The sequence below is a fragment of the Cupriavidus sp. 05L411 genome, from assembly GCF_056398045.1.
The window spans coordinates 96,627-117,114 of sequence record NZ_JBFTOQ010000013.1 but is presented as its reverse complement, the minus strand read 5'-3'; the positions used below and the strand labels follow the sequence as shown (position 1 = coordinate 117,114).

General features: G+C 66.5%; 18 protein-coding genes. 9 read left to right on the top strand and 9 right to left on the bottom strand.

Translation table 11 applies throughout. The features are described from left to right. Positions 1-72: 72 nt before the first annotated feature. The 3 genes from AC1DQR_RS17605 to AC1DQR_RS17595 are packed head-to-tail and all read left to right on the top strand — an operon-like array spanning position 73 to position 2,872. Positions 73-1,107 carry an ABC transporter substrate-binding protein gene (locus tag AC1DQR_RS17605; RefSeq protein WP_416053171.1) on the top strand — a complete coding sequence of 345 codons (1,035 nt, stop codon included), beginning with the start codon at positions 73-75 and terminating at the stop codon, positions 1,105-1,107. 1 nt (position 1,108) lies between these two features. Then, a complete protein-coding gene (locus tag AC1DQR_RS17600) occupies positions 1,109-1,957 on the top strand; it encodes an ABC transporter ATP-binding protein (protein WP_416053170.1) in 849 nt (282 codons plus the stop codon). Positions 1,958-1,975: 18 nt separating this feature from the next. Continuing rightward, positions 1,976-2,872 (top strand): ABC transporter permease, encoded by an 897-nt coding sequence (locus tag AC1DQR_RS17595; protein ID WP_416053169.1) that lies wholly within the window; start codon positions 1,976-1,978, stop codon positions 2,870-2,872. Positions 2,873-2,927: 55 nt separating this feature from the next. Here AC1DQR_RS17595 and AC1DQR_RS17590 read toward each other — a convergent pair whose 3' ends face one another. From AC1DQR_RS17590 to AC1DQR_RS17580, 3 genes are all read right to left on the bottom strand, one after another. Further along, complete coding sequence (locus AC1DQR_RS17590) at positions 2,928-3,473, bottom strand: shikimate kinase (protein WP_150987212.1); 546 nt, start codon at positions 3,471-3,473, stop codon at positions 2,928-2,930. Positions 3,474-3,561: 88 nt separating this feature from the next. Next, the gene (locus AC1DQR_RS17585; RefSeq protein ID WP_416053168.1) at positions 3,562-4,386 is read right to left on the bottom strand and encodes a 3-oxoadipate:acetyl-CoA acetyltransferase; all 825 of its coding nucleotides are present in this window, start codon (positions 4,384-4,386) and stop codon (positions 3,562-3,564) included. 46 nt (positions 4,387-4,432) lie between these two features. Continuing rightward, entirely contained in the window at positions 4,433-6,316 is a 1,884-nt protein-coding gene (locus AC1DQR_RS17580) for a bifunctional sugar phosphate isomerase/epimerase/4-hydroxyphenylpyruvate dioxygenase family protein (protein ID WP_477133445.1), read from the bottom strand. Positions 6,317-6,447: 131 nt separating this feature from the next. Here AC1DQR_RS17580 and AC1DQR_RS17575 point away from each other — a divergent pair, with 131 nt between their 5' ends. Then, a complete protein-coding gene (locus AC1DQR_RS17575; protein ID WP_416053166.1) occupies positions 6,448-7,215 on the top strand; it encodes an IclR family transcriptional regulator domain-containing protein in 768 nt (255 codons plus the stop codon). A gap of 24 nt (positions 7,216-7,239) precedes the next feature. Here the strand turns inward: AC1DQR_RS17575 and AC1DQR_RS17570 are convergent, their stop codons facing one another. From AC1DQR_RS17570 to AC1DQR_RS17555, 4 genes are all read right to left on the bottom strand, one after another. After that, positions 7,240-8,199 carry an AEC family transporter gene (locus tag AC1DQR_RS17570; RefSeq protein WP_477133444.1) on the bottom strand — a complete coding sequence of 320 codons (960 nt, stop codon included), beginning with the start codon at positions 8,197-8,199 and terminating at the stop codon, positions 7,240-7,242. A 74-nt stretch (positions 8,200-8,273) separates the two neighbouring features. Then, positions 8,274-9,335 carry a porin gene (locus AC1DQR_RS17565; RefSeq protein WP_477133443.1) on the bottom strand — a complete coding sequence of 354 codons (1,062 nt, stop codon included), beginning with the start codon at positions 9,333-9,335 and terminating at the stop codon, positions 8,274-8,276. 330 nt (positions 9,336-9,665) lie between these two features. Then, positions 9,666-11,078, bottom strand: coding sequence for an MFS transporter (locus tag AC1DQR_RS17560; protein WP_416053163.1), 1,413 nt, complete (start codon positions 11,076-11,078; stop codon positions 9,666-9,668). Positions 11,079-11,369: 291 nt separating this feature from the next. Then, positions 11,370-12,329 (bottom strand): LysR family transcriptional regulator, encoded by a 960-nt coding sequence (locus AC1DQR_RS17555; protein WP_416053162.1) that lies wholly within the window; start codon positions 12,327-12,329, stop codon positions 11,370-11,372. A gap of 119 nt (positions 12,330-12,448) precedes the next feature. Here AC1DQR_RS17555 and AC1DQR_RS17550 point away from each other — a divergent pair, with 119 nt between their 5' ends. Both AC1DQR_RS17550 and aroQ read left to right on the top strand, forming a co-directional pair. Then, complete coding sequence (locus AC1DQR_RS17550; protein ID WP_416053161.1) at positions 12,449-13,501, top strand: Gfo/Idh/MocA family protein; 1,053 nt, start codon at positions 12,449-12,451, stop codon at positions 13,499-13,501. A gap of 77 nt (positions 13,502-13,578) precedes the next feature. Further along, positions 13,579-14,028 carry a type II 3-dehydroquinate dehydratase gene (gene aroQ / locus AC1DQR_RS17545; protein WP_150987230.1) on the top strand — a complete coding sequence of 150 codons (450 nt, stop codon included), beginning with the start codon at positions 13,579-13,581 and terminating at the stop codon, positions 14,026-14,028. Between the two features lie 421 nt (positions 14,029-14,449). Here the strand turns inward: aroQ and AC1DQR_RS17540 are convergent, their stop codons facing one another. Then, entirely contained in the window at positions 14,450-15,283 is an 834-nt protein-coding gene (locus tag AC1DQR_RS17540) for a shikimate dehydrogenase family protein (RefSeq protein WP_416053160.1), read from the bottom strand. A 447-nt stretch (positions 15,284-15,730) separates the two neighbouring features. Here AC1DQR_RS17540 and AC1DQR_RS17535 point away from each other — a divergent pair, with 447 nt between their 5' ends. The 3 genes from AC1DQR_RS17535 to AC1DQR_RS17525 all read left to right on the top strand — a co-directional run bounded on the left by AC1DQR_RS17535 (position 15,731) and on the right by AC1DQR_RS17525 (position 18,949). Beyond that, a complete protein-coding gene (locus AC1DQR_RS17535; protein WP_082055181.1) occupies positions 15,731-16,876 on the top strand; it encodes a 4-hydroxyphenylpyruvate dioxygenase family protein in 1,146 nt (381 codons plus the stop codon). Positions 16,877-17,128: 252 nt separating this feature from the next. Continuing rightward, positions 17,129-18,091: a hypothetical protein gene (locus tag AC1DQR_RS17530; RefSeq protein WP_416053159.1), complete on the top strand. Its 963-nt coding sequence runs from the start codon at positions 17,129-17,131 to the stop codon at positions 18,089-18,091. A gap of 87 nt (positions 18,092-18,178) precedes the next feature. Then, positions 18,179-18,949 (top strand): class I SAM-dependent methyltransferase, encoded by a 771-nt coding sequence (locus AC1DQR_RS17525; protein ID WP_416053158.1) that lies wholly within the window; start codon positions 18,179-18,181, stop codon positions 18,947-18,949. A 41-nt stretch (positions 18,950-18,990) separates the two neighbouring features. Here the strand turns inward: AC1DQR_RS17525 and AC1DQR_RS17520 are convergent, their stop codons facing one another. After that, on the bottom strand, positions 18,991-20,487 hold the full coding sequence (locus AC1DQR_RS17520) for an efflux transporter outer membrane subunit (RefSeq protein ID WP_416053157.1): 1,497 nt from the start codon (positions 20,485-20,487) through the stop codon (positions 18,991-18,993). Position 20,488 lies beyond the last annotated feature (1 nt).

Genomic DNA, 20,488 nt, shown 5'->3' with positions numbered 1-20,488 from the left:
TGGCTTGGCCCGCCCTGCGCGCTACCGAATTCACCGTATCCACAGTATCCGCAATATCCACCGGAGTCCCGCATGTCCCTGCTACGTTCCCGTCTTTTCTCCGCCCGCTGGCCGCGTGGCGTCGTCGCGCTGACGCTCGCCGCCGGCATGGCGGCCACGGGCGCGGCCCACGCGGAAGGGAAGATCCGCATCGCCGAGCAGTTCGGCGTGGTCTACCTGCTGCTCAACGTGGCGCGCGACCAGCAACTGATCGAGAAGCAAGGCAAGCAGCAGGGCGTGGACGTCAAGGTGGAATGGACCCAGCTCTCCGGCGGCGCCGCCGTCAACGATGCGCTGCTGTCCGGTGCCATCGATATCGCCGGCGCGGGCGTGGGCCCCTTGCTGACGGTATGGGACCGTACGCACGGCAAGCAGAACGTGAAGGGCGTGGCATCGCTGGGCAACTTCCCTTATTACCTGGTCAGCAACAATCCCAAGGTCAAGACCATCGCCGACTTCACCGACAAGGACCGCATCGCGCTGCCCGCGGTATCGGTATCGGTGCAGTCGCGGGTGCTGCAACTGGCTGCGGCCAAGCAATGGGGCGACAAGGAGTTCAACCGGCTGGACAAGTGGACGGTGGCGGTGCCGCATCCCGATGCGGCGGCGGCCATCATCGCCGGTGGCACCGAGATCAGCGGCCATTTCGGCAACCCGCCGTTCCAGGAGCAGGAGCTGGCCGGCAATCCCAATGCACGCATCGTGCTGAACTCGTATGACGTGCTGGGCGGCCCCAGCTCGGCCACGGTGCTCTATGCCACCGAGAAATTCCGCAACGACAACCCCAAGACCTACCGCGCCTTTGTCGATGCGCTGGCCGAGGCGGCCAGGTTCGCTACCGCCAATCCGGAAGCCGCCGCCGATCTGTACATCCGCGTCAACAAGGCCAAGATCGATCGCGCGCTGCTGGTCAAGATCCTGAAGAACCCGCAGGTGCAGTTCAAGGTCGCGCCGCAGAACACTTTTGCGCTGGCCGCGTTCATGCACCGGGTGGGCGCCATCCGCAACCAGCCGAAATCCTGGCAGGATTATTTCTTCCAGGATCCGGTCACCGCGCAGGGCAGCTGACATGACCGCGCAACCTTCCCCGCTACGCGTGGTCTCCGCGCGCGCTGCTCCCGCGCCGCTGTTGCAGGTCGACGGCGTCTCGCTGGAATACCGCACCCCCGAGCGCGTGGTGCGGGCCACCCATCAGGTCAGCTTCGATGTCCATGCGGCCGATCGCTTTGTGCTGCTCGGCCCGTCGGGCTGCGGCAAGTCGACCTTGCTCAAGGCCGTGGCGGGCTTCGTTGCGCCGTGCGAGGGCGAGATCCGGATCGAGGGTGCGCCCGTCAGCGCGCCCGGCCCCGACCGCATCGTGGTGTTCCAGGAGTTCGACCAGTTGCCGCCCTGGAAGACGGTGCGGCAGAACGTGATGTTCCCGCTCATGCAATCGCGCGGCATGTCGCGCCGCGAGGCGTCCGAATGCGCGCTGCATTTCCTCGACAAGGTGGGGCTGGCCAACTTTGCCGATGCCTATCCGCATACCCTGTCGGGCGGCATGAAGCAGCGCGTGGCGATTGCCCGCGCGCTGGCGATGCGCCCCAAGGTGCTGCTGATGGACGAGCCCTTTGCCGCGCTGGATGCGCTCACGCGCCGGCGCATGCAGGAGGAGTTGCTGGCGCTGTGGCACGACGCCGCCTTCACGCTGCTGTTTGTCACGCACTCGATCGAAGAGGCGCTAGTGGTGGGCAGCCGCATCCTGCTGCTGTCGCCGCATCCGGGGCGCGTGCGCGCCGAGCTCAACAGCCACCAGTTCGACCTGGCCAGCCAGGGCGGGGCGGAGTTCCAGGCTACCGCGCAACGCATCCACCATCTGCTGTTCGACGAGACGCCGCAGCCGGCGCCGTCGCCGGCGCGCACCGCGCAGGCGCGCTGAGCCCCGCCAGGATCCACCATGACGAGCACGCACACGAGCACAACCTCTTTTTCCGCCACCACGGTGGTCCGCGCCGAATACGAGCGCAAGCTCGAGCCCTTCACCGCCTTGCCGGTGGCGCGCGCCGTGCCCTGGCCGCAACGCCTGTGGCAGCAAGGCTGGCTGCGCAAGGCGCTGATCCTGGTGGTGCTGGCCTGCCTGTGGGAAATCATCGCGCGCGTGCAGGACAACGACCTGCTGTTGCCGGGCTTTCTTGCCACCGCACGCGCCTTTGCCGAAGGCATCGGCAATGGCGAGCTGCTGGCCAAGGCCGGCATCTCCATGTCGGTGCTGCTGCAAGGCTATGCCGGCGGCATTGTGCTGGCCTTCGTGCTGACCACGCTGGCGGTGTCCACCGAACTGGGGCGCGACGTGCTGGACACGCTCACCTCCATGTTCAACCCGCTGCCGGCCATCGCGCTGCTGCCGCTGGCACTGCTGTGGTTTGGCCTTGGCAGCAAGAGCCTGGTGTTCGTGCTGATCCATTCGGTGCTGTGGCCGCTGGCGCTCAATACCTATGCGGGCTTTCGCGGGGTGCCGGCCACCTTGCGCATGGCCGGGCGCAACTACGGCCTGCGCGGGCTGCGCTATGTGCTGCTGATCCTGGTGCCCGCCGCGCTGCCGGCCATTCTCTCGGGCCTGAAGATCGGCTGGGCCTTTGCCTGGCGCACGCTGATCGCGGCGGAGCTGGTGTTTGGCGCGTCGTCGGGCAAGGGCGGGCTGGGCTGGTACATCTTCCAGAACCGCAATGAGCTGTACACCGACCGCGTCTTCGCGGGCCTGGCCATGGTGATCCTGATCGGGCTGCTGGTGGAGAACCTGGTGTTCAGGACGCTGGAGCGTGTGACCGTGCGCCGCTGGGGCATGCAGCACTGAGGCTGGCGGTAACGGGAAATAGTGCTGTTTCCGGCACGCGGCGCCGGGGGCGGCTTCAGGGATCGACCGGAGGCGGCAGAACCCGCTCGCTCAAGCCCAGGCGCTCCAGCACGCGGCCGGCAGCATTCGCCACGCTGTCGCCATGCGGGGGCATGATCAGATGCGCGGTCTCGCGATACAGCGGGTCGCGCACCTGGAACAGCGCTTCCAGCGTGGCGCGCGGGTTGGCGACCTGCAGCAGCGGGCGGTTGCGGTTGCGCCGCGTGCGGTGCCACAGCTCGGCGGGCGAGGCACACAGGTAGATCACGCAGCCGCGCGAGCGCAGCATCTCGCGGTTTTCCGGGCGCAGCACGGCGCCGCCGCCGGTGGCCATCACGATGCCGCGGCGCTGGCTGAGCTCATCCAGCACCCGGCTTTCGCGCTCGCGAAAGCCTTCCTCGCCTTCCAGCTCGAAGATCGTGGGTATCCGCACGCCGCAACGCGCCTCGATTTCGTGGTCGGAATCGAAAAAAGGCAGCCCGAGCCGGCGCGCCACCGTCCTGCCGATGGTGGTCTTGCCGGCGCCCATGAAGCCCACGAAGAAGAGGTTATCGAAATCCAAGTTTGCGTTGAGCCGTTTTCGGCTCCGGATCCGGTCTTCTCTACGGTAGCACGAGATGCGTGGCGATCAAAACGTATGGGTAAGAAGCTCATGCCAGGCCGAGCAGCTGGCGAGCCTCTTGCGGCGTGGCCACGGCACGGCCGTACTGCGCGCACAGCGCGGCCACCCGGCCCACCAGCTGCGCGTTGCTGGCGGCCAATGTGTCCTTGTCCCAGCGCACATTGTCTTCCAGGCCGGTGCGGCAGTGGCCGCCGAGCTGGAGCGTCCAGTGATTGACCTCCAGCTGGTGCCGGCCGATGCCCGCCGCGGTCCAGGTCGCGCCGGGCAGTACCTTGCCCAGTTGCGCCACCTGGAATTCGAGGATGTCCTTGCGCGCCGGCAGCGCATTCTTGATGCCGAACACAAATTGCACGTGCACCGGTGGCAGCAGCAAGCCCTCCTTGACCAGGTCCGCCGTGTTGTAGAGCATCGCCAGGTCGAAGATCTCGATCTCGGGCTTGATGTGGTAATCGCGCATGGCCTTGGCCAGCGCCCGCACGAAGTCGGGCGGGTTCTCGTAGACGGTGGTGGGGAAGTTGACCGAGCCCGTGGCCAGCGAGGCCATGTCCGGGCGCAGGTCGAGCATGGCGCCGCGCTGCTCCATGGCGCGTCCGCGCCCGCCGGTGGAGAACTGCACGATCATGCCCGGGCAATGCTTGCGGATGCCTTCCTGCAGCTCGGCGAAGCGCACCGGGTCCGAGCTGGAATTCCCGGCATCGTCGCGCACGTGCAGATGCACCAGCGTGGCGCCTGCCTCGAAGCTCTGCTGCGTGCTCTCGATCTGCTCGGCCACCGAGATCGGAATGGCGGGATTGTCTTTCTTGCGGGGCACCGAGCCCGTGATGGCGACTGAGATGATGCAGGGATCTTGCATGTGAGGCTCCAATGTGAGGCTCTGATAAGGGATGACGCCGCCGCCTTCAGGCCGGACGGGCCTGGCGGTTGCGGCTGGCCAGGGCTTGCGCGGCCATGCGCAGCGAGGCGTTGGCCGCGCCGAAGCCGAGGTAGCCATCGCGCTGCACCAGCTCGAAGAAGAAGCGGTCGTGGAAGGGCTCGGTGTACGCGTGCAGGAATTCACCACCGGCATCCCTGTCGTATAGCAACTGGTGTTGCCTCAGGCGTTCCAGTGCCGCATCGTCCAGCCCGAGCCGGGCGCCGACATCGTCGTAGTAGTTGTCCGGCACGTGGAGCATGGCGGCCTCGGCGGGGGCGACCTGCGCCAGCGTCGCGCACAGATCCGGCGTACGGAATGCGATGTGGTGGATGCCCGAGCCCGCGTAGGCGGTGATGAACCGGCCGGTCGCGGTGCGGCTGCTCTCCGAGACATTGAGTGGAATCCGCAGGCTCTGCTCCGCGCTGACCATGGCGCGGCTCTTGACCAGTCCATAGGGATCGGCGATTTCGTGCAGCGCCTGCGCCTGCAGGCCGAACACCGTCTTGTAGAACAGCACGAAGCTGTCGAGCCTGTGCGGCGGCAGGGCCTGGGCGATATGGTCGATGGCCATCAGCCCCGCGCCCGCGCTGTCGGCGCCGCCAGGTTCCAGCACGAAGTCGCTTTCGTAGATGCTGCGGTCCGAGCCCTGTTCGTCGATCAGGTAGAACAGCATGCCATCGGGCGCGCGCAATGCCGGAATGCGGCGCTCGTGCGGGCCGATGCGCTCGCGCCACTCCTTGCACAACAGGGTCCGGGCACGCGTGACGGCGCGTTGGGCATCGTCCACCTTCAGGCCTAGCGCGCACACGGAGGGGCCGTGCAGCTGGAAGTGCTCGGCCGCGGCGCTGTCCTGCTCGGCATTGAGGATGATGTTGACGCCGCCCTGCCGGTACAGCTCCACCGCCTTGGAGCGGTGGCGGCCCGCATGGCCAAAGCCCAGCGAGCGCAGGCGCGCGCCCAGCTCGCGCCCGGTCACGTAGTCCACCGCGAACTCCAGGAAGTCCACGCCGCCGAAGCGCGGCGGCGCCGGCAGGGGCGGGCCGCCTGCCTCGGACTCGAGCCAGATCAGCGAGCGCAGCCCATCGAGCGCGGTCAGGCGCGCGGGCGCCGCGCGGAATTCGTCATTGAAGATCTCCAGCGAGAGCGGTCCGCGATAGCCCGCGTCCATTGCCGCGCGCGCAAACTCGGTGACGGCCAGGTCGCCCTGCCCGGGGAAATTGCGGTAATGCCGGCTCCACGACAGCACGTCCATGCTCATCCGCGGCGCGTCGGCCAGTTGCATGAAGAAGAGCTTTTCCGCGGGCACTTCGCCGATGCCTTTGAGCGTGTCGCCAAGCGCAAGCGTGTGAAAGCTATCCAGCACCAGGCCCAGCGCGGGGTGGTCGGCCTGCCGCACGATTTCCCACGCCTGGCGCCAGCGCCGGATGTGGCGGCCCCAGGCCAGCGCCTCGTAGGCTACCGACAGCCCGCGTTTCGCCGCGGCCTCGGCCATGGCGCGCAGGTCGGCCGCCGCGCGCGCGGGATCGTCGATGGCGATCTCCTGCACATTGCTGCAGACCAGCACCATGCGCGCACCGAGTTCTTCCATCACGTCGAACTTGCGCTCGGCCCGCGCCATGTTGCGCTCGCGGATCGCATCCGGCATGGCCTCGAAATCGCGGAAGGGCTGGTACAGCATGATGGCCAGGCCGAGGTCGGACGCGATGCGGCGCACGTCGGCTGGCGAGCCGTCGAAATTCAGCAGGTCGTTCTCGAAGATCTCGACCCCATCGAAGCCGGCCGCGGCGGCGGCCTCGAGTTTTTCAGGGAGCGTCCCGGAGAGCGATACGGTAGCGATCGATTTCGGGTGGCGCCAGATTGTGGTGTCCATGTCAGATCCTGCGTGCTTCGTGTAGGGCAAGATTAGGACTGATCGTAGGTGGCAACAAGCGCAATTCGCGCGCGGGCGTGCGACAATCGCGCGTATGCGAGCGACTGGCGCTCGAGATTAGGGTTTCCGCTATGGATAAAGAACCATTGAGCCGTCGGGACTGGATTGCCGGGCTGGAGAAGGGCCTGGCCATCCTGGAGGCATTCGATAACGACCACCCGCGCCTGACACCCACGCAGGCGGCCCAGCTCACCGGTCTCACGCGCACCGCGGCGCGGCGCTACCTGCTGACCCTGGAGCATCTGGGCTACACCACCAGCGATGGCACCTTGTTCAGCCTCACCCCGCGCGTGCTCAAGGTCGGGTGGTCGTACTTCGACTCGGCGCGCCTGCCGCGCACCGTGCAGCCTTTCCTGCAGCAGATCACCGCCGCCGTTGGCGAGCCGGCTTACCTGAGCGTGCTGGACGACTGGGAACTGGTGTTTATCTGCCGCACCGGCACCAGCCGGGTGATGAACACAGGCTTCGTGCTGGGCGCGCGTGTGCCCGCCCCGCTGGCGTCGGCCGGCGTGATGATGCTGGCGTCCGAGGCGGAGGATAAGGTCAAGGCCTGGCTGGAAGGTTGCGTGCTGACGCCTTACACGCCGTACACGATCATGCAGCAGGACCGGCTGATGGCGGAAATCCGCCGTGCCGGCGCGCAGGGTTATGCCCTGGTCGAGCAGCAGTTGCAGATCGGCGTGCGGGGGGTGGCGGTGCCGCTGCGGGATCGCCATGGGAAGGTGATTGCCGCGCTCAGCGTGAATATGCAGATCGGGGACGAGAGCGCGGAGCAGGCGCTGGAGCGGGTGCTGCGGGTGCTGCAGGATACGGCGATCTCGATCATGCGGGTGTTGTGAGGCTCGCCGCGCCCGGCAAGCCTGTCAGGGGAGCGCGTGAAATGCGCCGAGCAAAAAGAGCAACGCGCTCAGCGTGAAGCAGGAAGCGATGGTTGTGATCAGCAAGGTCACAGCGCTGAACTCCTCCTGCCCGTAGGCCTGGCCCAGGGTGGCGTAGATGCCCATCATGGGCATGGCCGCCATCAGCACGGCCGCTGCGCTAAGCGAGCGGTCTATCTCGGGCAGCCCGAGCATCGGCAGCATCGTGATTGCCAGCAATACGCACAACGGATGCAGCACCAGCTTGCCCACGACAATGGGCACAATCCGCGAGCCGAGCCCGCCCATGGGCAGTCCGACCAGCGTGCCGCCGATGACAAACAGGGAGAGCGCACTGCAGGCGGTTGCCAGCGTATCGACGGTGCGCGTGACCGGCGCGGGCAATGTCAAGCCAAGCACCGACACCGTCAGCCCCGCAAGCAAGCCAAGGATCATCGGGTTGCAGATCAGCCGGGCCAGCGCTTTGCCTAACGTTTGCCACCGGCCCGCGCTGCCCGGTTTGCGCTCCGCCATGAAGAGCAGGAAAGGAATCACCAGCAGGTTTTCCACCGTCATGTTGAGCGCGAGCGAAACGCCGGCTACCGGCGCCAGCGTCAACAGGAGGATGGGATAGCCGATGAACCCGCTGTTCGAACACGACATGCCCATCGCATAGAACGCGCTGGTGGCCGGATTCAGCCGGCTGACGCGCCGGCACCAGGCATAGCCCAGGCCGATCACCGCCCACGATCCGATGCAATAGGCAAGCAGGTAGCTGACGTTGAGAATCTCGCCAACCTGGCGTTGCGACAGCGCGCGCAATAGCAGCGCCGGCAATGCCAGGTTGATCACGAACTTCCCGAACACGCGCATGTCGGCCTTGGCAAACAGCCCGGCGCGGGTCGTCGCGAATCCGATCAGGATGAGGATGTAGATCGGCGCGATGATCGCCAGGATATTGAGCATGCGAGTCTTGTCGGTATTCTTGTCGGTATGCTTGCTGGCCTATCTGCTTGCCTGTTTATGTCCGGCTATGCGCCTCAGAACTTGTGCCGCAGGCCGGCCATGAAGCCCAGCCGGGTCGTGTTGCCGAACATATTGCCGCTATTGTTGAAGTTTGGCGAACTGTTCAGCGGGATCCAGGCGCCGCTCAGGTGGGTGTAATCGACTGCCACATAGACGTCCGTGCGCTTGCTGAAGTTGTAGTCCAGCATGCCGGCGGTGGTCATGCGCTTGCCGCTCTCGCCGGCATGCTTGAGCCAGTCGTACTGGAAGGTGCCGATCAAGCTGAGGGCTTCGGTGATATTCACGCGCGCGCCGATATAGCCCACGTTGTTGCGGTAGTCGGCCACATCCAGGCGGTTGTTGGTATAGCCCAGGTAATACTGCGCGCGCGACGCCTTCCAGGTACCCCCCAGGCCCCACACGGTTTGCTTGCTGGCCTGCGCGGCCGGCACGGCGCCGAAGAAGGCGGAGGAGACATCGTGCGTGACCTGGTAGACCGCGCCAACCTCGATGGGCCCGGCGCTGTAGACCAGCGAGCCGGCACTGGCGTTGCTGGCCTTGATGCTGCCCGCGACCTCGCCGAAGGTATAGGCCGCCGCCGCCTGCAGCCCGCCGAACGATTTGATGTACTTGATGGTGTTGTCGTAGCGCAGGCCGGTGTAGTTGCCGCCCTGATAGCCGACGATGGAGTTGTTGGCGAAGGCCATGGCCTCGTAGGAGGACAGGATTTCGTGGGCGAGCGTGTATTGCCGGCCCAGCGCAAGCTTGCCGAAATCGCCGTCCAGGCCGATTACCGCGGTGCGCCCGAACAGGCGGCCGCCTTGCTGGCTGCTGCCGGTATCCGGGCTGAAACCCGATTCGAGGATGTAAAAGGCCTTCAGGTTGTTGCCGAGATCTTCGGTGCCGCGCAGGCCCCAGCGGCTGCCGGTGAGTTCGCCATCGGTCATTTCCCACTTGCTGTTGCCGGCGGCGTTCGCGTGGGTGCTGTAGCGGATGGTGGTGTCGACGAGTCCATACAGGGTAACGCTGGATTGCTGGGCGAATGCGGGCAGGGCGGCGCTCCCCAGAACGAGCAGGGCGGCGGCTTTCTTGTTCATGTCGATACTCCTCCAGATACTTTTCATGTGGATATCAATATTGATATTGATTTTTTTAAAACGTGGGCTCGGCTATTCGATTCAATTCGATTTCACTCGATGGCGCTTTTGTGTTTCAGCGCTTTCGGAGAAACGGGCCCCCTTCGGGGCGTGCGATCGCACCGACATCAGGTGAAAGGAGCGTGAAAGGAACGTGACGGGCCGCGATGTCGCCGATATCGCCAACAAGTGCGGATCGGTGACGGGCGACGGAAGTAGAGCCTGGTTTCAGAGAGCGCTGGTCCGCGGTGGACCGGCTGCTCTGTGCTCCCTAGCCAGGCTGTGGTGCGCTCAGGCGGCTGCCCGGGCCACCTTTGTCTCGCCCATGGCTTCGGCGCGCAGCCGGTTGTAGTCCTGCTTGTCCATGGGAGCGGCGTTGGGCTCGCCGAGTTCGCTCATGCGGATGCGGTGGGTTTCGCGGGCACTCAGGGCCGCCAGGGCTGCAACGATCGTCACGGCGAAGGTAATCGCGCCGATCGTCAGCGGGATATCGGTCGATCCCGGAGGTGCCACGGTGGCGAACAGCGCGGGAAGCAAGGCGGTGACGGCGGTGCCGATATTCTGCGCGATGGCCATGGCCGACACGCGCGAGCGTGTCGGGAACAGCTCGGGGAAGAAGCTCGGGAAAATCGCGTTGTAGCCCTGGTAGACGATGCCCCACATCAGCAGCGATGCCACGATGGCAAGCGGCACGTTATGGATGCTGATGGCGTAGAGATAGAGGAAGGAAAGCAACCCGGAGCTAAGCGCGCCAATGACGATCGGCGGCTTGCGGCCGATCTTGTCGGACAGGTTGCCGACAATCGGAATGACCAGCACCGCGAGAATATTGCCTGCCACCGGAATCCACAGGTAAAGGCTCTTGTCGAAGCCGATGCCGTACGCCGGCTGCACCGCATAGGCCGCGCCGAAGATCGTGGCTACCACCGGAATCACGTTCATCAGGGACATGCACACCACGCGGACCATGTCGCGCCAGCTGAACTTGAAGGCTTCGATGATGGGCGAACGCACCACTTCGCCAGCCTTGGCTTCCTTGGCAAACGCCGGCGTCTCGGAGACTTCACGGCGGATGATGAAGCCGGCCAGCAGCACGACGGCGCTCAGCAGGAAGGGAATGCGCCAGCCCCAGGCATTGAACGCGTCCGACGGCATGTAGTAGGCAAGCGGCAGGAAGACTGCGGCGGCCAGGATCTGGCCGGCTTGCACGCCCTGGAGCGTGAAGCTGGCGTAGTAGCCGCGGCGCCCGAACGGCGCGTGCTCCAGGATCATCGAGCTGGCGCCGGAGATTTCACCGGCGACAGCGAAGCCCTGGATCAGGCGAAGGATAACCAGGAGCACCGGGGCGAGCATGCCAACCTGGCTGTAGGTCGGCAGCAGGCCGACTGCCACGGTCGAGAAGCCCATCAGGAACATGCACAGCACCAGCACGTTCTTGCGCCCGTGGGTGTCGCCCCAGTGGCCCAGGAAGAGGGCGCCGATGGGCCGGGCGATATAGCCGACACCGTAGGTTGCCAGCGAAGCAACGATGGCGACCTTGGGGTTGCCCGAGGGGAAGAAAATCTGGGGGAAGATCAGCGACGCCGCCGTCGCATAGATGAAGAAGTCGTAGTACTCGAGTGCCGAGCCGATCCAGCCGCTCGCGGTCGCCTTCTTGGTCTGGCGCTTGCCGTGCAGGTCACGGTCATTGAGGGTAGTAGCCAATTTCGTCTCCAATCATTGTTGGCTGGAAATTAAGCGATCCCTTGATCGTCGACAAGGCGAATTCTCGCAATTTGCGCGCTATTCGCGCAAGCTGCGCGATATACGCGCAAAAGCCGGGTTTCTACCAGCGAGATGGCACCCCGATCCGTTGCAAGGAGAGGTCGGATTCCACGTCCGTCTCAGGGGCGTGGCAGCCTCACCGGGGTTGTCTGCTCCATCAGGAAAGTGATTTTTAGGTCATGCGGCGCTGGTTGGTGTCAGTTCACGCCCTTTTTTCCAACGTGCGGCACGCTACGCTGCTCCGGCTTCCAGGCTGGTTGCCAGCGCGTGTGGTCCTTGCGTGAGCTGCGCCTTGAGGAAATCGATGCAGGCCCGCATCTTGGCCGAGCTTGAGGCGCGCGCGGTGGTCACCGCCCATACGTCGGCAGGCTGCTGGTACGCGGGCAGCACGCGCACCAGTGCGCCGCTGCGGATGCTGCTGGCCACGTCCCATATCGAAGCCATGATGACGCCGTAGCCTTCGTGCGCCCACTGGCGCACGATATCGCTGTGGTTGGAGGCCATGGGCCCGGTGATCTTGACGGTTTCCATGCCGCTGGGCCCGGCCATGCGCCATACCCCGAAGCGCTGGTCGCGGTCGCGAAAGGGCAGGCAGTCGTGCTGTGCCAGTTCCGCGAGCGTCCGGGGCTGGCCGTGCCGGGCCAGGTAGGCGGGCGCGGCACACAGGATGCGGCTGCCCGGGGCGATCTTGTGGGCAATCAGATGAGGTTCCAGGATCTCGCCCACGCGGATGTCGAGGTCGAAGTTCTCGGCGATCAGGTCGACGCGGCGGTCCAGCAGTTCCAGCCAGACTTCGAGCGCGGGATGGCGCTGGCGCAGCAGGGACAGCGCCGGGCAGAGGTGGTCTCGCCCGAGCCGCAAGCTGGTGCTGATGCGCAGCAGGCCCCGTGGCTCCGCGCTGGCGCCGCCAACCGCTTCCAGCATGCTCTCGACGTCATCCAGGATCTTCTGCGCCCACAGGAAGGCCGCTTCACCGTCGGCGGTCACGCTGACACGGCGCGTGGTGCGGTGGAACAATTTGACGCCGAGCATGGCCTCGAGGGTGGCGATGCGCTTGCTCACATGCGCGGCGGACAGGCCCATCTCGTTGGCGCCGGCGCTAAAGCTGGCGCGCCGGGCCACGGTGCAGAACAGGCGCAGATCCCGGAGGAAGGGATCATTGTTCGCCGATGGGACATTGTGAGTTTCCATGACGCCTGATTATCGTATCGACGTATAACAGTACGCTGTGCTGATGGCCCCTGTCCAGGCGGCCGGATGCGGGGCTCCCCCGGGGCTCCCCCCACGGTCATCCCTCACTAGCACAGCAAATGACAAAGCTCAGAATCGGCATTGCCGGCGCCGGCCTGATTGGCCGGCGCCATATGGAACTGGTGCAGGCCAGCCCGGCCTGCGAGCTGGCTGCCATTGCCGACCCCGCATCGGCCGCGGCCGAGGTGGCGCGCGCTACGGGCGTGCCCTTGTACGCTTCGCTAGATGCACTCCTTGCAGCGCAACGGCTCGATGGCGTGATCCTCGCCACGCCAAACAAGCTGCATGTGGCAGACGCGCTGGCCTGCTTGCGCGCGGGCGTTCCGGCGCTGATTGAAAAGCCCGTGGCGCACAGCCTGGAGGAGGGCATGCGCCTGCGCCGGGCAGCCGAGGCGGTCAATGCAAAGCTGCTGGTCGGCCATCACCGCGCACACAGTCCGCTGCTGGCCCTCGCGCGCGCGATCGTGCAGGAAGGCGTGCTGGGCACGCCCGTGGCGGTGGTTGGCTCGGCGATGTTCTGCAAGCCCGATGACTACTTCGCGGCGGCGCCGTGGCGCCGCCAGAGCGGCGGTGGGCCGATCCTGATCAACATGATTCACGAGATCGGCAACCTGCGGGCCTTGTGCGGCGAGATCGTGGCTGTGCAGGCGATGGCGTCGAACGCCGCGCGGCGGTTTCCGGTCGAGGACACGGTGGCGATCAACCTGCGCTTTGCCAACGGCGCGCTCGGCACGTTCATGCTGTCCGATAGCGCGGCTTCGGCGCGCAGCTGGGAGCAGACTTCGCGGGAGAACGCGGACTATGCCAGCTATCCGGACGAGGATTGCTATGTGATTGCCGGCACGCGCGGCTCGCTCGCGGTGCCGACCATGCGGCTCAAGACCTATGCGCACGACCAGGACCGCTCGTGGTTCAAGCCCTTCCAGGCCAGCGTGGTCGAGCTCACGCGCGAGGACCCGCTCGCGCGCCAGCTCGCGCATTTCTGCGACGTGATCCGCGGCGCTGCCGCGCCGCTTGTCACCGTGCATGACGGGCTGCAGAATCTGCGCGTGACCGAAGCCATCGCCGAAGCTGCGCGCGGCGGGCGCATTGTCGAGACGGTGGACGCCTGAGCCGGGCGTCTTCAAGCCGGCGGCGACCGGCCGGCAGCAATCAACCAGACCCATCAGCGGAAAACAGAGGAACCACCATGAAATCCGTACTCGTCCTGAACGGGCCTAACCTGAACCTGCTGGGCACGCGCGAGCCACAGATCTATGGCTCGACCACGCTAGCCGATGTCGAGGCCAGCCTGCGTCAGCAGGCCGGCCAGCTGGGTTTGTCCCTGGCCTGCTTCCAGAGCAACCATGAGGGTGCCATCGTCGATCGCATCCACGCAGCGCGCACCGAAGGCGTCAGCTTTATCCTGATCAATCCGGGCGCCTTCACCCACACCAGCGTGGCGATCCGCGATGCGTTTGCCGGGGTCGCCATTCCCTTCGTCGAGGTGCATATCTCGAATGTCCACAAGCGCGAGGCGTTCCGCCATCACTCCTACCTGTCGGATATCGCGGAGGCGGTGATGGCGGGGTTCGGCACCCAGGGGTACGGGCTGGCGTTGCAGTTCATCGCAGCGAAACTGGCGGGCACGCCGGCCTGACAAATCCAATGCACAAGCCGAAGCCGCCGAACAGGCCAAAGCCGCGCGCCATGACGACGGCTGTCGCTCCCTCTCCCCTCAGGGGGAGAGGGCCGGGGAGAGGGGTGGCTTAGCTAGGAGCCACTCAAAGCGGAGCCCGTGGTTTTTTCCAGCTCGACAGCGTAACGAGCGCCGGCCCTCTCCCCCGGCCCCTCTCCCACAAGTGGGAGAGGGGAGCAAACCAGCGGGAATAGAGAACCATTTGGTGTAGCCGTGATTTCCGTCGCCAAGGCGGAAATCACCCAAGCGCGATGCGAAGCGAGCCGTCAAGGTTTGAATCGCCCCATCCGGGTCGCCTCCCCGCAGGGGAGGTGAAACCGCCTTTGACTTTAAGCAGTTAAGTCGTTGAATTTGCAGTGAAAACCGCGCGGATGGCAAACACTCAATAAGCGATCCTGGCAACGGCGCGCAGTTCCTCTGCTGTCGCCGTGCCAAAACCAAAGAATTCAAGATAGGCGGGAATCATCTCGAACAGCATGTCGGTGCCCACCTGGACCTGGCAGCCGCGCTCCAGCGCCGCGCGCAGCAAAGGCGTGTACTCCGTCTTCATCACCACCTCGCCCACCCAGGCTTGCGGGTCGATGCGGCTGACGTCGAAGGGCAGGGGATCGTCCTCGTTCATGCCCAGCGGCGTGGCGTTGACCACCAGCTGGTAACCGGCAGGATCGTTCGAGCCCGTGCCGACCTGCAATTGCGGGTAGTGCGCCTGCAGCCGCGCGGCCAGTGCCCGCGCCGAGGCGTCGCGCGCATCGAACAGGCCTAGCCGCGCCACCCCGGCGCCGGCCAGCGACGCGGCAATGGCCGAACCCACGCCGCCGCAGCCGGACACCAGCACGCTGGCGCCCTGCAGCTGGCAGCCTTTGCGCTGGATGCCGCGCACGAAGCCCGCGCCATCGAACTGATCGCCGAGCAAGGTGCCGTCGTCGCGCAGCAGTACCGCGTTGCAGGCGCCGGCGATGCGGGCCGTCGGGGTGAGCGCGTCCACCAGCGCCATGGTGGAGACCTTGTGCGGCATGGTGATCAGTGCGCCGCGCAGGTTGGTCAGCCGGAACAGCGTGCGCAAGCCCTCGGCGAAGTGTTCGGCTTTCAGGCCCATGGGCACCACGACGGCATTGATGCCGCGCTGCGCGAACCAGGGGTTGTAGATCATCGGCGCCTTGAAGGAATCGGTGGGGTAGCCGATATGCGCGATGAGGGTGGTCTTGCCGTCGATCATGGTGGTGTCCGTGTTGCCTGTTGCTTGCTACTTGTTGCGGTCTGTTCCGCAAGGCGGAAGCGAGGTGGGTAGCGCAAGCTTAAGGGGTGAAATGAGCCGAACCAAGAGGTGTAATACGCACTATGCGCGATAGACGGACGTATGTGCGCGCTTATGGGGCGAAATTCGGGTTTGCCCCGGTGGATGAGACCATTTTGTGGAGAAGGCACCGGAACTAAGTGTTTACCCTTGATTGGTGCGTTCATCGCGCGCTGGCGCACGAATAGCGCGACAGTCCGGGGCGCTCGCATTGTTGGCGCGCGGGGCGCCGGCTACGCTTCGGCTGCCGCCGGCCGACTCCGGCACGGCGCCACGGGGGGCACGGCGCCCAAGCTAGAGCGAAGCCATGGCCCTTGCTATGATGGCTAACACCCGCAGCCACCACGGACCACATAGAAAGGAGCAGACATGAGCCGACCGGCAGACGTTTTTTCGCCGCGCGCCGACGATTTCCAGCCTTGGGAGAACCCGCTGGGCATCATGGGTTATGAGTTCGTCGAATTTGCGTCCCCCGATCCCGCGGCGCTTGGGCGCACCTTCGAGCGTTTCGGCTTTCATGCCATTGCCCAGCACCGGCACAAGAACGTGAAGCTGTTCCGCCAGGGCGAGATGAATTTCATCGTTGACGCGGAGCCGGATTCCTTCGCCACCCGCTATGCCTCCGAATATGGCCTCTCGATCTGCGCGGTCGGCATCCGCGTGAACGATGCCGCCACGGCATTCGCACGCGCGGTCGATGCCGGCGCATGGCCGTTCGAGGCCGGCACGGTTGGCCCGATGGAGCTGAATATCCCGGCCATCCAGGGCATTGGCCGCTCCATCATCTACTTTATCGACCGCTGGCGCGGCAAGGAGGGGCGGCCCGGCGACGTGGGCGATATCTCCATCTACGACGTGGATTTCCGCGCGCTGGCGCATGCCGCCACGGATACTGCCGCCACTACCGCTGGCGCCGGCCTGGCCCGCGTGGATCACGTGACGCAGGCGGTCGACCCCGGGCATCTGGAGGAGTGGCTCGATTTCTATCGCAAGGTGCTGGGCTTTCGTGAGATCCATGAGGTTAATGCCGGCTGGCATGTCGCGAGCGATTCCCGCGTGCTGCTCTCGCCCTGCGGCCTGATCCGCATCCCGATCTACGAGAAAGGCACGCAGCGCCACGACCAGATGGAGCACTATCTGTCGGGGCATCACGGCGAAGGCATCCAGCACATTGCGCTGGCGACCGACGACCTGGTGGCCAGCGCCGCCGCCCTGGCGCGCAACGGCGTGCGCTTTGTCGAGCCGCCCGCGGCCTACTACGACACTGTCGACGCGCGCGTGCCGGGCCACGGGCTGGATCTGGCGGCCTTGCGGCGCTACGGCATCCTGGTGGACGGCGCGCTGCGCGCCGACGGCACGCGCGAGGCCTTCCTGCAAGCCTTTGCGCGCCGCGAGGCCGGCGAGTTCTTCTTCGAAATCGTCCAGCGCGACAACTACCATGGCTTTGGCGAGGGCAACCTGCCCGCGCTGGAGGCCGCCATGGGCTCTGCCTCTACGCCCAACGCCCCGGCTTGAGGGCCCGGATGGCAGCCGGCCCGCCTTGACGGCGCGGACCGGCTCGCGGATAGTGCGGTGCGCGGCATCCGCGTGGCCATTTTCCACGGTTCCTGCGGTTCCCGCGGTTCCCGCGGTGCGTGATTCTCGCTTTGCCTCCCTATCCCTATCCCTATCCCTGGCCGCGCAGCCGCGGCCCTTGCGCCCGCCGTCAACATGACTTTTTGCTCGCTTCGTGCTACCTCCACGGATTCCCGACGTATTGCGAGGCGGATGCTGGCGCCGGCCCTGGCGCTTTGCCTTGGCTTGTCCGCCTGCTCGCGGCATGAGGCCCCGCCCGCGGCTGCTGGCGCTTCGTCCGCGCAGGCCGCGCCGGCCTCCGCCGCGGTGGCGCAGGCCGACACCCTCAAGCGCGAGGCCTTGATCCTGCTGGCCTTTCCCGCCTGGCGCGACGACGACAAAGGCCGCGTGGTGCGCGCCGCGTTGCCGGACCCGGACTACAAGGGCACGGGCGAGCCGCCGCTGGTGGAGGGCACCATCGATGTCAAGCCGATCCAGGTGATCCGGCTGGACGACACCCATGCGGTGATGCTGACCGAGGGCATGGTGGTGGAGGAAGGGGGCACGCGCAACAATAGCCGCGCGGCGGGTGCCTGGCTGGGCGCGTACTTCTTTACGCGCGAGGCCACGGCCAGTGGCGAAAGCCCTGGCGGCTGGCAGCTCAGCCGGCGTGTCGATGGCTACGACTTCTCAGGCGGGCCAGGCTCGCTTGGCGAGTCGTCGATCGCGAAGATATCGGCCACGGACTTTGCGCTCACGCTGACCTGGGGCGGTTGCTGGCAAGGCTATTGCGGCAGCTGGGCGTCGTTCTATCGCCTGTCGCCGGGGCAGATCTCCACCTTGCTGGGCGGCGAGGCCATGAGCGCGGAGAATTCCGGCGCGCTCGAGCCATGCGACGAGGCGCTGTCAGGCAAGTCCGACGTGCTCGCGGAACGCGGCACGGATAGCCAGGACGCCGGCGAGCAGGTTTGCTATGCGGTAGAGGGCAAACCGGCATTTGCCCTTGGCGCGGACACGCCGGGTGACCTGACCGTGACGTTCCGGGGCCAGGAGGTCAAAGTACCGGGAGGCGCGGCCAAGCCGCGGCGCAAATCGCTGGATGCGGTGGTGCGCTATCGCTTCCAGGACGGCAAGTACCAGGTCAGCCAGGGCGAGAACCCGGTGCCTTCGTTCTAGTTCCACTTCCTTGCTCCACGCCAGGGCCGCTGCGGCAAGGGGCTGGCTCCGGAGTGACTGTCCAACGCACGAGAGAGAGACGCACCCATGACCGACATCCACCACGCCGCCGCCCAGGGCTTTTCCAGCCAGGCCGATACCTACGCCCGCGGGCGCCCCGACTATCCGAGCGCGCTTGGCGCCTGGCTGACGACGGAGCTCGGCCTGCAGCCCGGCAAGATGGTGCTGGACCTGGGCGCCGGCACCGGCAAGTTCAGCCGCCTGCTGCTGGCCACCGGCGCCAGCGTGATCGCGGTGGAACCCGTGGCGGCGATGCGCGCCCAGCTAAGCGCCGCCTTGCCCGCCGTGCAGGCGCTGGCGGGCACGGCCGAGGCCATCCCGCTGCCCGACGCCAGCGTCGACGCGGTGGTCTGCGCGCAGGCGTTCCACTGGTTTGCCAACGCTGCGGCCATGGCCGAGATCGGCCGTGTGCTGCGCCCGGGCGGCAAGCTCGGCCTGGTGTGGAACGTGCGCGATGAGTCGGTCGACTGGGTGGCGCAGCTGACCGCCATCATGACCCCGCTCGAGGGTGACGCGCCACGCTTCTACAAGGGTGACTGGAAGAAGGTGTTCCCGGCCAGCGGCTTCGGCGAGCTGGGGCTGGCCAGCCTGCCTTACGAGCACGTTGGTCCTGCGCAGCAGGTGATCGTGGACCGGGTGATGTCGGTCAGCTTCATTGCCTCGCTGCCGGCCGCGGAGCAGGACGCGGTGCGCGCCCGGCTGCTGGCAGTGATCGACGGCAGCCCGGCGCTGGCCGGCAAGGCCAGCGTGGCGTTTCCCTACCGGACCGAGGCGTATAGCTGCCAGCGGCTGGCCTGACGGACCTGCTGCGGACCCGCAGCGGGCACACATCGGGCACGCTACGGCGCGGCCGCCGGGCCCGGCGCGTTCGCGCTGTAGTCGAGCGGCGCGTCCGAAGGGCGGGGCGTGTCGCCCGCGCGCTCGATCCAGCCGCCGCCGAGGAACTGGTAGAGATCGACCAGGTTGGTCAGCCGTTGCAGCCGGGCGTTGATCAGCAGCAGTTGCGCGCTGTAGAGGTCGTTTTGCGCGGTCAGCACGCTCAGGTAGCTGTCCACCCCGTTGCGAAAGCGCAGGTCCGACAGCACCAGCCGCCGTTCTTGCGAGCCGGTGAAGCGCTCAAGCGCCTTGATCTGGTTGTCGAAGGTGCCGCGCGCCGCCAGGCCATCGGACACCTCCCGAAAGGCGGTCTGGATGGCCTTCTCGTAGGTGGCGATCTCGATGCGCTTCTGTACCTGCGCCAGGTCCAGCGCGGCGATGTTCTGGCCGCCCTGGAAGATCGGCAAGGTGATCTGCGGCGCGAACGACCAGGCGCCGGAGCCCGGCTTGAACAAGCCGCCCAGCGTGGGCGACAGCGTGCCCGCGCTGCCGGTGAGCGTCACCCGCGGGAAAAACGCCGCGCGCGCCGCGCCGATGTTGGCATTGGCTGCCCGCAGCGATTGCTCCGCGGCGGCGATGTCCGGGCGCCGGGTCAGCAGGTCGGACGGCAAGCCCGCCGGGATGTCGGCCAGCAAGGCCTGGCTGTTGAGCGGCAGGCCAGGCGGCAGGTCATCCGGCAGCGGCTCGCCCACCAGCAGCACCAGCGCATTCTCGGACTGCGCGCGCAGCCGGCTTTCCGTTTCCAGGTTGGCGCGCGCCTGCTCGACCACGCCTTCGGCCTGGCGCAGAGCCAGCTCCGAGCCCGTGCCGACGTCAAACTGCAGGCTGGTAATGCGTAAAGACTCCTCGGCCGTCACCAGCGTTGCGCGCGTGACGGCCAGCGCGTCGTCGTAGCCGAGCATGGTGAGGTACTGGTTCGCCACCGACGACAGCAAGGCCAGCTCCGCCGCCCTGCGGGTTTCCGCCAGCGACAGGAACTGCGCGAGGGCCTGGTCGTTCAGGCTGCGGATGCGGCCGAAGAAGTCGATTTCCCACGACGCGCTGAGGCCCACCGAATACTCGCCGGAGATGGTCTTGCCAAGGAAGGACAGGTTCTCCGGCGTGCGCGAGCGGCTCTGCGAGGCCACCGCGTTGACGGCCGGGAACAGGCCGGCGCGGCTGATCTGGTACTGCGCGCGCGCCGCCTCCATGTTCAGCACCGACACGCGCAGGTCGCGGTTGTTCTTGAGCGCGAGTTCCAGCAGGCGCTGCAGGCGCGCATCGGCAAAGAAGTCCCGCCAGCCGATCTCCGTGGCCGGTGTGTTGGCCGTGGCGCTGGCGGCTTCCGGCTGGGTGTCGTAGACGCCGCCGGCCGGGAAGGTGGGGGCAACGGGGGCGGCGGGGCGCTCATAGCGCGGCTGGAGCGTGCAGCCGGCGGCCAGGATGGCGGTGGCGGCGGCGATCAGTGCGAGTCTGGGCATC